The following is a 15216-nucleotide window of genomic DNA, read 5'->3' as shown; positions in this document are numbered from 1 at the left end:
GCGATTAGTGTACATGAATTTCTTTGGAAAAACGCATGACTTTCAATTGAATCAAAAACATAAAAAAAGCTCGCCGAAGCGAGCTTTTTCAATCTGTATGTATTACAGGCTGTAGTACATATCAAATTCAACTGGGTGAGTCGTCGTGTTAAGACGGCGCACATCTTCAGTTTTAAGTTCGATATATGCATCAAGCATTTCTTTAGTGAATACACCACCTTTCAACAGGAACTCATGATCCGCTTCAAGTGCAGCAATCGCCATTTCCAAGTTGTGAGCAACTGTTGGGATTTTTGCTTCTTCTTCAGGAGGAAGATCATACAAGTTTTTGTCAGCAGCTTCACCTGGGTGAATCTTGTTTTGAATACCATCAAGACCAGCCATTAACAATGCAGCAAAACCTAAGTATGGGTTCATTAATGGATCAGGGAAACGTGCTTCGATACGCTTGCCTTTAGGGCTAGAAACGTAAGGAATACGGATAGAAGCAGAACGGTTACGTGCTGAGTAAGCAAGCATAATTGGTGCTTCGTAGTGTGGAACCAAACGCTTATAAGAGTTTGTACCTGGGTTGGTAATCGCATTCAACGCACGCGCGTGCTTGATTACACCACCGATGAAGAACAATGCCATTTCTGATAAACCAGCATATTCGTCACCAGCAAACAAGTTCTTGCCATCTTTAGAGATTGACATGTGAACGTGCATACCAGAACCGTTATCACCAACCATTGGCTTAGGCATGAATGTCGCTGTTTTACCATATTGATGCGCAACGTTCCAAACTGCATATTTGAACTGTTGAACTTCGTCCGCTTTACGAACTAAGGTATTGAAGCTCACACCAATTTCTAATTGGCAAGATGCAACTTCATGGTGATGTACTTCTACACGACCAGGACCCATGATGTCTTCGATACGTGCACACATTTCAGCACGCATGTCTTGATGAGAGTCAACTGGAGGAACTGGGAAGTAACCGCCTTTAACACGTGGACGGTGACCTGAGTTACCTGCTTCGTAGTCTTTACCTGTAGACCAAGCAGCTTCTTCAGCAATCAATGTGTGGCGCGCGCCAGACATGTCGATGTCCCACTTCACTTCGTCAAAAACGAAGAATTCTGGTTCTGGACCGAAGAATGCTGTATCACCGATACCTGTAGATTTTAAATATTCTTCAGCACGACGAGCAATCGAACGTGGGTCACGCTCGTAACCTTGACCAGTTGAAGGCTCGATAACGTCACAAGTCACAACAACTGTAGGCTCAGCAAAGAACGGGTCAAGAAAACCTGTTTCAGCATCTGGACGTAAGATCATGTCAGAAGCTTCAATGCCTTTCCAACCTGCAATTGAAGAACCATCAAACATTTTACCGTCTTCAAATGTATCTTCATCAATGGTATCAGCTGGGTAAGTTACGTGCTGCTCTTTACCCTTAGTATCAGTAAAGCGAAAATCGACCCATTTTGCGCCACTTTCTTTGATGAGTTGAAGGACCTTGTTCGCCATGCTCATTTGCTCCAATGAAGTTTTTATGCACTTGTTAAGTGCGTGTTAGTTGTTGATGTATAATTAGCAATTATCATACCAACAATTTCAAAGCATACCTAAAACATTGAAATTCTTTGCAGAAAAAATGCTTTAGGCTCCCTGTCCTATGCCTACTATAATGTCTGCATTTAAAAATGCACCATATTTAAACATTCCTATTTTAGCTCGTCCCCAAAAAAGACATAATGAACCAAAATAGTGCAATACATATAACAAAGAACCAATGTAGTGCCAATTACGCTTTTATTATTCGCGTAAATTGGCTTTTTATATCATTCTTTTCAAGATCATTCCAATCAATTCATTTAGACTTTCGATTCACTTTCAGTTTTTTTTCTCAAGTGTTTCAATTACAAAAATTTATTATCAATTACTAACTCATTTCAACAAACAAAATTAGCCTTTTATTCAGCCTTCAATGCTTTCAAAATTTCCCACATTAATGATCCGTTTTGTTATGATGATTTCCCGTTATCGCTAGAATAATCTTTTCTCTATTCAAGATAGATGAAAAAACACAGCGCTAAGATTGGTTTATCTAATTCAATAGCACAATTAAGTGCATATCTTTCAAAAGGTTATAATCATGCTTCTAATGATTGACAATTATGACTCATTTACTTACAACATCGTTCAATACTTTGGCGAGTTGAATCAAGAAGTAAAAGTTGTTCGTAATGATCAAGTGACATTAGAGGATATTGAGCGATGGCAGCCAAAATATCTGGTGATTGGCCCGGGTCCTTGCTCACCGAGTGAAGCGGGTATCTCTATTCCAGCCATCAATCACTTTGCTGGCAAAATTCCTTTGCTTGGCGTTTGCTTAGGTCATCAAGCGATTGGACAGGCTTTTGGTGGCAATATCATTCGCGCTAAAACAGTGATGCATGGCCGCCTATCCGATATGCACCATAGTGACAAAGGGATTTTTAGCAACTTGCCGTCGCCTTTTGCCGCTACACGTTACCATTCACTGGTGATTGAACAGGAAACTTTGCCTGAATGCTTAGAAGTTATCTGCTGGACCAATCAAACAGATGGTACGATTGAAGAAATTATGGGTGTCAAACATAAAACACTTCCTGTGGAAGGTGTGCAATTCCACCCTGAGTCTATTTTGAGTGAACACGGCCATCAAATTTTCAAAAACTTCTTGGATATTTATGCTTAATCTCAAGATTTAACAATACTAAGCATCTAAACAGCCTATTTTTATAAGTAGGCTGTTTTTATTTTGAACATATAAAAACAATATATAACTCATACATACTGCACAAATTTTCAGCATTAAAATTAATCTGAAAACTTACACTTAAAAACAAGTCATTCTTTTTCAATAATTAATCCACTTTTCACACGTTATAAAAAGTAAGTTCAATCCTCAATTTCTGTTTTGTCTGATTGCATTTTACTTTTTTAGATTAACTATAGTCATAGGAATGATTAAGTTTCAGGGCGGCTGGATGATAGAATCTAAGTCATTGTTCTTAGCATTCCCCCTGAATGATCTATCAGGATAACCTATTGTGAATACCTTGGTTTTATTGAATATTATTGTTTTCGTCCTGCTCATGGCAGGATTGTTTTTTAGCTACCGTAAAGATTGGAGTCTCTCCAAAAAAGTTCTGATCGGTATGATCGTAGGTATCTTTTTTGGTTTAGCCCTTAAAGCGGTCTATGGTGATAACCCTGTTATTGAACATTCAATTGCATGGATTAACCTTGTTGGTAATGGTTATGTACAACTATTACAAATGGTGATCATGCCACTGATTTTCATTTCAATTTTAAGTGCAGTGGTGAAACTACATCAAACCACGTCTCTTGGAAAAATCAGTGTACTCGTGATTGGTATCTTGTTAGTGACCACGGCTATTGCAGCACTTGTCGGTGCTGGAATCACCAATTTATTCGGCTTAACGGCTGAAGGACTGGTACAAGGCACCAAAGAAGCAGCACGTCTGGCAACCATCCAAAGTCAATACATTGGGCAAGTGACAGATTTAGATGTTCCAAAGCTCTTGCTTTCACTATTCCCTCAAAACCCATTTGCTGATTTAACCGGTGTTCGTCCAACAGCGATCATCAGTGTGGTGATTTTCTCTGCATTTTTAGGTGTGGCAGCACTTAAACTGATGGATAAAGACACCGTCAATGGCGAAAGAATCAGACACGGGATTGAAGCGCTGCAAGCCTTGGTGATTAGTCTTGTCCGCTTAGTGATGCAATTTACGCCTTATGGTGTATTAGCATTGATGACTAAAATGGTGGCAACAGCAAATGTAGCCGACATCGTTAAATTAGGTGAGTTCCTCGTTGCATCTTATCTTGGACTTGCAATCATGTTCCTCGTACATGCGCTGATTTTGCTGTTTGTACGTGTCAATCCAATCGACTTTTTCAAGAAAGTTTTTCCTGTTTTAACTTTTGCATTTACCAGTCGTTCAAGTGCCGCGAGTATTCCACTCAATATTGAAGCACAAACCAAACAATTGGGTGTGCCTGAAGGTATCGCCAGCTTCTCGGCTTCCTTTGGTGCAACCATTGGTCAAAATGGTTGTGCTGGTTTATACCCTGCGATGCTGGCGGTTATGGTTGCGCCAACAGTGGGTATCAATCCACTTGATCCGTTATGGATTGCCCAATTGGTTGTGGTGGTGACTCTCAGTTCGATTGGTGTAGCTGGCGTTGGTGGCGGTGCAACCTTCGCTGCTTTAATCGTCCTCCCAGCCATGGGCTTACCGATTACTTTAGTTGCGCTATTGATTTCAATTGAGCCATTGATTGATATGGGCCGTACTGCTTTAAACGTCAACGGTTCGATGACTGCAGGCACAGCGACCAGTCAATTACTCGGTGTCAGAAATCCACAGCCCGATAATGATGCTTAAAACACACTGAAAATAAAAAAGCCAACGCATCATCGTTGGCTTTTTTATAACTGAATAAATTACAACTTCAACTGTTGCACGAGCGAACCATCTTGTTTCGCCACTAAGGATTCACACAGTTGAATCCGTTCCTTGGTTTGATTTAAACCACGCTCGACTCCGACCAACTCTTTTGTTCTCGGTGCAAAGAAGGCATTCAACTGCGTCGCTTCTTGTTGTGTACAAGCTGCACCACTAAACAATGCAGGGAAGCGTCCAGCAGAAGACTTACCTAAACGATCAAACACAGCATCGTGATTGGCCTTAAACCATGACCAAAGTCCGCCTTGTTCACCGCTATAGCTATTGATTGAGTTAATCACGGTACGTACTTCACCAACTTTCACACGTGGGTCTAAAACTAACTGACGTGCCTGCTGACGTGTTTCCACCTGATTTGCTGAGCCTAAGGCAGTAAGCATCGCCAAACGTTGGGTCGGTTGCGTGATGTGTTGTAACTCCCCCGCTAAACGATCAAAGGTAGGCTGCCCTTTTTCTTGTACTCGTACAGCTAAAATCGTTGGTAAAAGCTCGGGGGGTAATGTTGCAAAATTCAATTGCTTTTGAGCGAATAGAGCGTCGGATTGTTTTAACAATTGCTCACGCACTTCTGGCACCTGAATTTCCAATGCAAGAAATTGGGCTAACTCACTACGCCACAAACTATCCTCAGCAGACTCACCTGCTTTGCTCGCATAACCCAATTGATTTAATTTGGGTAGATATAAATTCGTGAGCACTTTTCTAAAATGCTCACGTTCTGCCTCAGTCTTCAGCACATGGCGCTGGATTGTACTGAGCTGCTGAAACAATGCCGTACTAATCTGTCGGCTATTCGAGTTCGCAAACTTCTTCGCCACATCCACCACCGCCAACAGGTTAATATCACCATGGTTAAATGCCGCTGAAACAGCATAGGCATAGGCCAATTGTTCAGTATTAGAGAGTTTTTCTGTAGCGGCAGTCAGACGAGCAAGTTCTGGTTCAGGCAAACTAAATTGGTAATAGCCTGCTGCATCTGCATTTGGAATATACCAACTGTTAATACGTGCACCTTTGAGTTCAATTTTAGCTTCCGCTTGATCGATTAACTCACATTGAACTTTACTTGCTGCATTGGGAACTTCATAACGTACGCATAACGGTACCCCCCAAAGACTGTTGGCATCGCCTTTAGAACCAACAGGTAAGTAACGCGTTTGCTTCACATTTAAAAAGACTTTATTGCCTTGTTGCTGCAATGAGGTACTCAGCAAAGGTACGCCCGGTTGATCAATAAAACTTTTCACCGCTTTGCTAAAACGCTCAGCTTGACCAGACTGTTCTGCAAGGGAACTAATTAAATCATTGGCTGTGGCATTACCATATTGATGCTTGTGAATATAATTACGCACCCCTTGTTTGAATTTGTCTTCGCCTAGATAGCTCTCAAACATATTTAAAACAGCTGCACCTTTTTGGTAGGTAATGCCATCAAAAGCCGTTTGAATATCGGCATTGCTTAAAATTGGCTGACTGATACGGCGTACACTGACCAAGCTATCACTTTTCATCGCCCCTGCAGTATCAACGACACGTTCAAGATCAGCGTTAAATTCAGGATGTAATTGTTGGGTAATCTTACTTTGCATCCACGTGGCAAAAGATTCATTCAACCACAGGTCATCCCACCACGGCATGGTCACCACATCCCCAAACCATTGATGTGCCAATTCATGCGCATTGACATTAAAAGAGCTTTGTACAAATGACACGGGAGAGTCTTTATCCAGTAGCATTAGATAGTCTCTAAATGTAATCAGTCCGGGATTTTCCATCGCACCCGCCGCAAAGTCAGGTGCAGCAAGCAAATCTAGCTTGTCGAATGGATATCCGAATGCAAAATAATCTTCTAATGTTTTTAAAATTGCGGGAGTTTCAGACAAGGCATGCTGCATTTTTTCAGCCTTAGCATCGGGTGCAAGACCTCGTAATTTGATCGCCTGTTTACGCCACTCAGTCGCACCAATATCAGGACCTTGTTGTACTTGCCAAGGACCAACCGCCAATGCCAGTAGATAGGTTGGTAGTGGTTTGGTCGGGGCAAAGCTTAAAGTTTTCCAACCCGATTTTTCGGTCTGTTCAGAGACTTGATTTGTATTGGCAAAACCTGAATATTTACTTGGTATGGTTAATCGAATATTAAAGGGTGTTTTAAAACGTGGCTCATCAAATGATGGAAAGGATTGACGTGCACTGATCGCCTCCATTTGAGTCATGACATAAGGTTTACCCTCAAACTCAATTTTATAAATACCGTCCAGTTGCTGATCATAATCGGCATTGAAATCCAATACTAAGCTGTACTGACCTGCTGGTAATGTCTGGGCAAATTTAATCAGACTGACACCATCAACTTCTGAAGCTTGCTCATATTTGGCCGTGGTTTTCTGTCCAGCTGCGGATAGGATGTTGGCCTCTTTTACCGATAAAGATTTGCCATGAATCCAAACATGATCGGTTGCTTGGGTCAGTTTTAAATGAATGGTGGTTTTACCGGTATAACTTTTTTGTGCAGGATCAATTTTAAAATCTAAATCATAAGATTCGGGTATGGCCCATTCAGGCAATTTGCCGATTGGAATTTGTTCATTGCTATTTGATGCAAAAATCTGGGTTGCAGATAATGAAAGTAATGTTGTAAGTAGCAATTGTTTTTTAAATGAAGGTTTGACCAACATAGGAGATCTGTCCTCTGTAGTTTTTAAAATAAAAAGACGCAGCAAATGGTGTACCACTTCGCTGCGTCCACACATCATTGTTAGAATTTATAATTAAACTCCAACCAACCCTGACGGCCGATTGGTGAATATGATCCTACTGGATAATATGGCCATCCGCCTGTGTCATCGTGTTTCACTTTGTCAAATAGGTTATTCACAATGATTGATGCAGAGGCCTTGGGTGAAATTTGATAAGTTCCACTCCAATTGACCAAATAAGTCGGGCTTAAGTAAGCTGTTTGATTACCGTTTGGAATCTTGCCGTAGCGATTGACTAATACGGTTGATGCCCAATCACCGAGACTCCAACGGAGACTGGTATTAAAGCGGTCTCGCCAATCTGGAATGGTTAAGTCTTTTAAATAGTTATCTTTCTCGCCATCTTTTGATTGTTGATATTCACGTTCAAGCACACGGCTATAATTCACCGTCCACAGGAAGTTACCTAAATTTTCTGTTTTCCAACGCCATTTGCTGGTGAAATCAATCCCACGAGTATGATCTGAGGCAGCATTGATCGGAACAATATTGATATTGTTGATCACATTTGGATCAACCACTGCATTTGTAGGATTGCGCTCTACTCGTGCCAACGCATCAACACATTGTGCCGAATTGATATCTTGTGCACCCAAACGACAATCAGCTTCTAAACGTAAAATCTTATCTTCACTTAAATTGGTTACCAGATTATCAATTTTGATATCCCAATAATCGACGGAAATATCAAACTTATTGCTTGGAGACCAAACAAAACCTGCACCATAAGATTTGCCTTCTTCTGGCTTTAAATCTTTGTTGCCCGTTAGTGTGTAGTTCGCACCAGGCGAATAATCTTTAAAGCTACATTTATCTAATGCTTGTCCCGTTTGGCTACAACGTAAATAATCGGTGGTACTTGGGAAATACCCTCTTTGTTTATTCAAAAACAGATAGTTCATATCTGGTGCACGAAAACTGGTTGCGTAGTTGCCTCGCACCAATAAGGTTGGATGTGGTCTAAATTCTAAGCCTGAACCAAATGTGAATTTATCAATACTACTATCTGACAAAGCATAACGGTCATAGCGTCCAGACAAGGTGAGGTTGAGCGGTTTAGCTAAAGGTAAGAATAATTCCGTACCTAATGCCTGACGGGTACGTGCCCCACCATATTCACCACTGGAAGTGGCATTATAGAAGTCCCCATTTTCCACCGCCTTATCGGGTTTGATTTTAAAACCTTGGCGTCCAATTTCTGCCACAGCAGCAAGCTTGGCCGTTCCTGCAGGCAATTCAAACACATCACCATTTGCACTCAGGGTTAAACTCTGTGCCCAAGACTTGTCGTTTTCCTCAGTTGTGCCTGAAATGCTTCTAAACTCACTAGCGGTCAGTGGCCGACTGATACGATCTAAATGCGGGGAATAAATTGGAATACCATCTTGATCTGTCCCCAATTGCCGACCTAAGAAATATTCATCAACATTCGAACGTACCAGCCCTTGTTTACGTAATTGACTGGTATAAATCGAGCCATTATAGGCTGCTTCATAACGCCAGCTACTGTCTCCAATATCGCCACGGATACCAAAGTTCAAATTGGAGGAGAGTTCTTTCCATTTTTTATTGGCTTGCTCGACACCACCGAGTTCTTCTGGTGCAAAACGTCGTGTCCAGATTTCATAATTTCCTGTGTCTTGATTGAGGAAATAGCCACTACTTGCGCCTAAAGAAGTCCATGTCGGGCCACGAGTATTGTTTTCAATTTGATTGGCACCAATCAAAACATCCGCGAATAATTGAGTTTTCTCATTCAGCTCATAATCTAAACCGAGATAACCATTTTGGCTGCGATTCTTGGTTTGAACCGTCCAATAGGTCGGTCTGGCTAAACCACTGGCACAATTATCGGTCCCCGCTTTTCCAATATTTTTTACTGAGCCTTTAAATAGATCATCAAATGCCTCACAGCCATTAATTGAAAGATATTGGCCTGTCTTGGCATTTTTACGTCCAACGATCGTGTCTGGCTTTTCCCCTCGAAGCGTTCGGCTCGACATGAAATCTCGGTCAGCCGCCCAAATTGGTTCGCGCCCACTCAGTTCAACACCATAAACCAGATTGAGCTTGTCCAATGTTTTACTGCCACTCAATTGTAGACGTAAATTTTCACCACCTTCTTTAGTGCCACCTGCCTTGATATTGAATTGTGTCCCATCAGTTTTCTTTTTCAGGATGATATTGACTACACCCGCAATCGCATCTGAACCATAAATCGCGGAAGCTCCACCATTTAAGATTTCAATGCGGTCAATAATCGCAGTCGGAATATTGGCTAAATTGACAAAATTCACAGCGCCGTCATAAGGCACTGGATAATCTGCAACTCGGTGTCCATTAATTAAGGTTAAGGTATGGTTCGGCCCTAAACCGCGCAAACTAATCGCATTGGCTGCGGGAGTAAAAGTATTGCCATAATCCGCGCCTTGTACAAAACCTGTGTTTTGCGTCAGGTTATTCAAGGCATCAAAGGCATTACTAAAACCGTGTTTCTCGATATCGGCTGCGGTAATCACGGTCACACTGGTTGGGCCATCTTTCTGGGCTTTGGATATACGTGAACCTGTCACCGCAACATGCACCACTTTATCCGATGTTGTCGTTGTTTGTGGCTGTTCTACATTTGTCTCCGCATGGCTCTCTAATGGATGAAGACATGCAATAAAGACAAAAACAAAACAACCTTTGTTTTTAACAGCCCCAAGATATTTCAAGTAATTTAGATACATATTTATGAATGAGTAAAATGAAGACCGCCCTAATATATCTACTTTTATTTAGTTGATTTATACACATTTTTTATAGGGATATGTGTGAATAAGATATACCAAATGGTTGATTATTTATCATAAAAACTAAAATAACTCCCCCATAAAATAAAACCTTTTTCATTCAATCACTCCCAGTCACAAATTTACCAATGCGCCTAAACGGGTTAAATTTTAAAAACTCTCTAGCCACAACCCAAATCTTGAGTTATTTTCTGCTAACATAGCCCTTTAGCGGGTGGGACACACACCACATAAAGCTGAGCTATCCTTCATCATCAACCACTTTCATCCAAATTTTTTAATCATTAAATGCTGTAACTCATGACTATGAATATCCAACAGGCACTCAATAACATTACCAAGAACATCCATCTGACCCAGCCACAAATGGAAGATGTCATGCGCAGTATCATGCAAGGTGAAGCCACTGATGCTCAAATCGGTGCGCTAATGATGGGCTTGCGCATGAAGGGTGAAAGTATTGATGAAATTACAGCCGCTGCACGTATTATGCGTGAATTCGCGATTAAAATTGATGTCAGTGATATTCCTCATCTGGTAGATATCGTGGGTACAGGTGGTGATGGTCAAAACTTATTTAATGTTTCAACCGCTTCAAGTTTTGTGATCGCTGCTGCGGGAGCAACTATTGCGAAACATGGTAACCGCGGTGTATCAAGTAAATCAGGTTCTTCTGACGTGCTGGAACAGATTGGCATTCAACTTGATTTAGACATGCAGCAAACAGAACGTTGTATCCGTGAAATGGGCGTAGGTTTCCTGTTTGCGCCAAATCACCATAAAGCCATGAAATATGCGGTAGCGCCACGTCGTGAATTGGGCATTCGTAGTATCTTTAATTTACTTGGTCCACTCACCAACCCTGCTGGCGTAAATCGTTTTGTAATTGGCGTATTCTCAGATGAACTTTGCCGTCCCATTGCTGAAGTATTAAAACAGCTTGGTGCCGAGCATGTACTGGTGGTGCATTCTAAAGATGGTTTAGACGAGATCAGTCTAGCTGCGCCAACCGCTGTGGCTGAGCTTAAAGATGGCGAAGTTACAGAATGGACGTTGAACCCCGAAGACGTTGGTATCGCCTCTCAAACACTCACCGGTTTAGTCGTCAATAGTTCAGAAGAAAGCTTAAAGCTAATCAAAGATGCTTTGAGTCGTGACAAATCAGACGTAGGCGAAAAAGCAGCAAATATGATTGCACTCAATGCAGGTGCAGGCATTTACGTCGCAGGTATTACCAAAACCTATAAACAAGCCGTTGAGCTGGCTCAAGATATTCTTTACGGCGGACAAGCCTTAGAAAAAATGAGTATCTTGGCTGAATTTACCAAAACATTGAAACAATATCAGGCAGACTAAGGACTTCTCATGATCGATATTCAAAATACCATTTTAGGTAAAATTGTTGACCGCAAACATGAGGAGCTTGCAGCACGTTTAAAACAACGTAGCTTGCATGATGTTGAGCAGTGGGCAAATGAAGCAACGCCTGTGCGAGGTTTTGCCAATGCTTTACAGCATAAACGCCCTGCTGTAATTGCAGAAATTAAAAAAGCATCACCTTCTAAAGGTGTGATCCGTGCAGACTTTAATCCTGCGGAAATTGCACAACAATATGAACAAGCAGGTGCAGCCTGTTTATCGGTATTGACCGATGTGGATTTCTTCCAAGGTGCAGACGAAAATATTGCGATTGCACGTCAGCATTGTGCCCTACCTGCTTTGCGTAAAGATTTCTTGATTGATCCTTATAATGTGGTTGAAGCACGTGCGCTACATGCTGATTGTATTTTATTGATCGTGGCATGTTTATCAGATCAACAACTGGAAGAAATGTCGAAAACAGCATTTGAACAACAGTTGGATGTATTGGTTGAGGTGCATGATGAATATGAATTGGAACGTGCGCTAAAACTTTCTGAGCAATGTATTTTGGGTGTGAACAACCGTAATCTTAAAACCTTTGATGTGGATTTAAATACCTCATTGCGTTTAAAGAAATTATTGCCTGCTTCCCGTATCTTAGTTACTGAAAGTGGTATTGCCATGCCTACTGATGTAGAGATGATGCAAGCCAATGACATTCATACTTTCCTTGTGGGTGAAAGCTTTATGAAACAGCCTCGCCCTGATCAAGCATTTCATGCATTGTTTGGGCAACCTGAGCAGATCTAAGCAAATCAGGTTCAAGGTAAAATTCTACCTTGAACCTTTAAAAAAGTTGCTAGAACTAAATATAGACTCTAAATAAAGAATAAAAATTAGAGTTCAAAATACTAAAAGATAAAAATCGATGAAACAATATGAGTAATTTTTTATTAATCTTGGGGCTGATCTTTTTAGTTAGCTTTCCTATTTATAGTCATCTATTTTTCTACGAAAAAATTCAGAGTTTTAAAGATCCAAGAGTCGCCTATTTCTTTACTTTAATTCCTGGGCTTATTCTTATTGGCATTGCCATGTATTTGTCCCCCGCAAAGACCTACATTAAAACTGAAGAGTGTGGCATCGTAAAACAATATAAAATGTTCCCCAAGAAACGAAGTCAAATCGAGCGCCTGACGATTGTCATGGACCAATCTGGCTATATTCGTTATTTTGACTTTGATCATACTCTGCCGCGTGTTCAAGTAAATGAGCATATATGCTTTGAACTTTATGATCGCTTTAAGAATAGGGGTTTAAACCAATCACGCATTATCAAAATCATTACTCTTCCTTAAGTAATAAACGCCATTAAACATTTAGTTTTTTAATACAAAGATCACAGTAGAAGTAAAAACTAAATTAATTTCTCACCTACACATTCAATTCTGTCTAATGATTTAAATTGCATTCCTTTTCCCTATGAATGCAATTCAGTTCAAATCATCACGGTTTCGGACTATAATTTTATATCTCTCGTATCTTGCCTATTTTTCTAAACTTATGAGTAAACACGATTCATCGCTTTCTAAAGACCAGTTTAACTTACTGAAAGCCTTTAAAAAGCAAATCTCTAATCCTCAAGCGAGTGCTATTGCAAAACAAGCAGAGTCACAAAAAGCTCCAGCCGTTGCAGAAGAGTTGGAAGATACTGAGCTTTTTAAAAAAGCCCTGCTTGGGGTAAAACCAATCGACAATCAAAATATTGCCGATACTCGCGTTGCACGCAGTAAAAAAGTCGATGCTCAAACCTTGGCAAAACGTGCTGCGGCAGAAGGTGGCGCAGAGCAAGAGCTTACAGAAATTTCCGATACCCAAGCAATCTTAAATCCTGTTGCCAGCCAAGCAACTTTAAGCTATCGCATTGCGACTTTACAGCACAAAGTATTTGAAGACTTAAAAGCAGGCAAAATTCGCTGGTTCGAGGCGGTTGACCTACATGGCTGTACCGTTGAGCAAGCACGTGCTGCGGTCTTACAAGTACTTCAAATGGCAAAAGATGAAAATCAAAATGTCGTTAAAATTGTGCACGGTAAAGGGCCCGAAGCAATTTTAAAAACCTATGTCAATGGTTGGCTCAGACAGCATCGTGATGTGCTTGCTTTCGTTAGTGCGCCAGAAAATCAAGGCGGTACAGGAGCGGTTTTAGTCCTGCTCAAACGTGCCGAAAAGAACCCTAAGTACAAACAGTAATCGGCATTTTTATCAAAATTAAGATTTCCAATCGTTTTCTGATACAATTGCCGTTTTTGTTCAACCCACCTAAGTGAACATTGTTATGTCTATGCAGCAATCGTACGCAAATATCTTAACTGCCGTTGGTGAAGACCTAAATCGCCCGGGCTTAAAAGATACGCCAATGCGTGCGGCTAAAGCTTTCTCTTTTTTAACTTCTGGCTATAGCAAAACGCTTGAAGAAGTTACAAATAGCGCGCTCTTCCCTTCCGATAACCATGAAATGGTATTGGTCAAAAATATTGAATTTTATTCACTTTGTGAACATCATCTACTGCCATTCTATGGTCGTGTGCACATTGCATATTTACCTGAAGGTCAAGTTTTAGGTTTATCAAAATTTGCGCGTATTACAGAAATGTTTGCACGTCGTCTACAAGTTCAAGAAAACTTGACGCAGCAAATTGCAGAAGCAGTTGCAGAAGTGACTCAAGCACGTGGTGTTGCAGTTGTAATTGACTCTGCGCATATGTGTATGATGATGCGTGGTGTAGGTAAACAAGAATCAACCACACGTACGGTTTCTTTTGTTGGTGATTTTAAAACCGACAAAGATGTACGTCGTGAATTCTTAAGTGCTGTTCCTGAAAACTATTAAGCTTTCTGAATAATGATTCTAGCCATTGATGTTCATTATAAAGAAAATTCAGCTTTCATTGCAGGTGTAATTTTTCCCGTATGGGAAAGTACAACTCCAAAACAGATTTATACAAAACACATTCATCCAATTGCTGAATATGAATCAGGTAATTTTTATAAACGAGAATTACCTTGTATTCTTGCGTTACTACATGACATTCATGATCCAATTGATTACATTATAATTGATGGATATGTCACCTTGGGTCATGAAGGTAATGCTGGTTTAGGCAGTCATCTCTGGCAAAACTTGATCCCCAAAATCCCAGTGATTGGTGTGGCGAAGAATTATTTCAAAGATACGCCTAAAGCATGTGAAATTATACGTGGTAAAAGTCTTAAACCGTTATATATCACAAGCATTGGCATCGATTTAGAACAAGCGAAACAATATATTATGAGGATGTCAGGACAACATCGTATTCCCAACTTGCTCAAATTAGTCGATCAAGAAAGTAGAGCGTTTTTCTAATGCCATCTGTTCAGTTAGCAGGTTTCGGCGATTTAATCGCAAATGAAGCAAGTATTGATTATCCTCGTCCCGATCGTTTGGTTCAAGGTAATCCCGAACGTTTAACCTATAGTTTATATGAACATCCACATATGGACTGTGGCATCTGGCAATGTGAAGTCGGTGCTTGGAATATTCAATTTTCTGAAAACAAACAAGAGTTTTTTCAGATCATTGAAGGAATTGTGCGTATTCACGATGCAAAAACCAATTCTTTTATTGAAGTGACTGCTGGAAATGCAGGGATTATTCCACCCGCATTTGTCGGTACATTTGAAGTGATTGAAGCAGTTAAAAAATACTATGTGATTGTTGAGATTTGAACTTAT

At 40.6% G+C, this 15216-nt stretch carries 11 protein-coding genes and 1 pseudogene; 9 read left to right on the top strand and 3 right to left on the bottom strand.

From position 1 onward, the window contains the following. Nucleotides 1–102: 102 nt before the first annotated feature. Nucleotides 103–1518, bottom strand: coding sequence for a type I glutamate--ammonia ligase (gene glnA / locus F885_RS14980; RefSeq protein WP_171057879.1), 1416 nt, complete (start codon nt 1516–1518; stop codon nt 103–105). Nucleotides 1519–2140: 622 nt separating this feature from the next. Between glnA and F885_RS14985 the strand changes: the two genes are divergently transcribed. Both F885_RS14985 and F885_RS14990 read left to right on the top strand, forming a co-directional pair. Beyond that, complete coding sequence (locus F885_RS14985; protein WP_005202428.1) at nt 2141–2725, top strand: anthranilate synthase component II; 585 nt, start codon at nt 2141–2143, stop codon at nt 2723–2725. Nucleotides 2726–3080: 355 nt separating this feature from the next. Then, nucleotides 3081–4445 carry an L-cystine transporter gene (locus F885_RS14990; protein WP_005202416.1) on the top strand — a complete coding sequence of 455 codons (1365 nt, stop codon included), beginning with the start codon at nt 3081–3083 and terminating at the stop codon, nt 4443–4445. Nucleotides 4446–4504: 59 nt separating this feature from the next. Here the strand turns inward: F885_RS14990 and F885_RS14995 are convergent. Both F885_RS14995 and F885_RS15000 read right to left on the bottom strand, forming a co-directional pair. After that, nucleotides 4505–7277, bottom strand: a pseudogene (locus F885_RS14995) (M1 family metallopeptidase). A gap of 7 nt (nt 7278–7284) precedes the next feature. Continuing rightward, entirely contained in the window at nt 7285–10017 is a 2733-nt protein-coding gene (locus F885_RS15000; protein ID WP_005202411.1) for a TonB-dependent receptor plug domain-containing protein, read from the bottom strand. A gap of 369 nt (nt 10018–10386) precedes the next feature. Here F885_RS15000 and trpD point away from each other — a divergent pair, with 369 nt between their 5' ends. The 7 genes from trpD to F885_RS15035 all read left to right on the top strand — a co-directional run bounded on the left by trpD (nt 10387) and on the right by F885_RS15035 (nt 15210). Beyond that, a complete protein-coding gene (gene trpD / locus F885_RS15005; RefSeq protein WP_032812186.1) occupies nt 10387–11436 on the top strand; it encodes an anthranilate phosphoribosyltransferase in 1050 nt (349 codons plus the stop codon). A gap of 9 nt (nt 11437–11445) precedes the next feature. Beyond that, nucleotides 11446–12252: an indole-3-glycerol phosphate synthase TrpC gene (gene trpC, locus F885_RS15010; RefSeq protein ID WP_005202409.1), complete on the top strand. Its 807-nt coding sequence runs from the start codon at nt 11446–11448 to the stop codon at nt 12250–12252. A 128-nt stretch (nt 12253–12380) separates the two neighbouring features. After that, on the top strand, nt 12381–12800 hold the full coding sequence (locus tag F885_RS15015) for a hypothetical protein (protein WP_005202407.1): 420 nt from the start codon (nt 12381–12383) through the stop codon (nt 12798–12800). 205 nt (nt 12801–13005) lie between these two features. After that, complete coding sequence (locus F885_RS15020) at nt 13006–13695, top strand: Smr/MutS family protein (RefSeq protein WP_017402419.1); 690 nt, start codon at nt 13006–13008, stop codon at nt 13693–13695. 91 nt (nt 13696–13786) lie between these two features. Further along, nucleotides 13787–14335, top strand: coding sequence for a GTP cyclohydrolase I FolE (gene folE / locus F885_RS15025; RefSeq protein WP_005202404.1), 549 nt, complete (start codon nt 13787–13789; stop codon nt 14333–14335). A gap of 12 nt (nt 14336–14347) precedes the next feature. Beyond that, nucleotides 14348–14848 carry an endonuclease V gene (locus F885_RS15030; RefSeq protein ID WP_005202402.1) on the top strand — a complete coding sequence of 167 codons (501 nt, stop codon included), beginning with the start codon at nt 14348–14350 and terminating at the stop codon, nt 14846–14848. Then, nucleotides 14848–15210, top strand: coding sequence for a cupin domain-containing protein (locus F885_RS15035; RefSeq protein ID WP_005202400.1), 363 nt, complete (start codon nt 14848–14850; stop codon nt 15208–15210). Before F885_RS15030 ends, F885_RS15035 begins: the two co-directional genes overlap by 1 nt. Nucleotides 15211–15216 lie beyond the last annotated feature (6 nt).

This window comes from Acinetobacter higginsii (assembly GCF_000369845.1).
Lineage (GTDB): Bacteria > Pseudomonadota > Gammaproteobacteria > Pseudomonadales > Moraxellaceae > Acinetobacter > Acinetobacter higginsii.
This window is presented reverse-complemented; position numbering and strand designations above follow the sequence as displayed.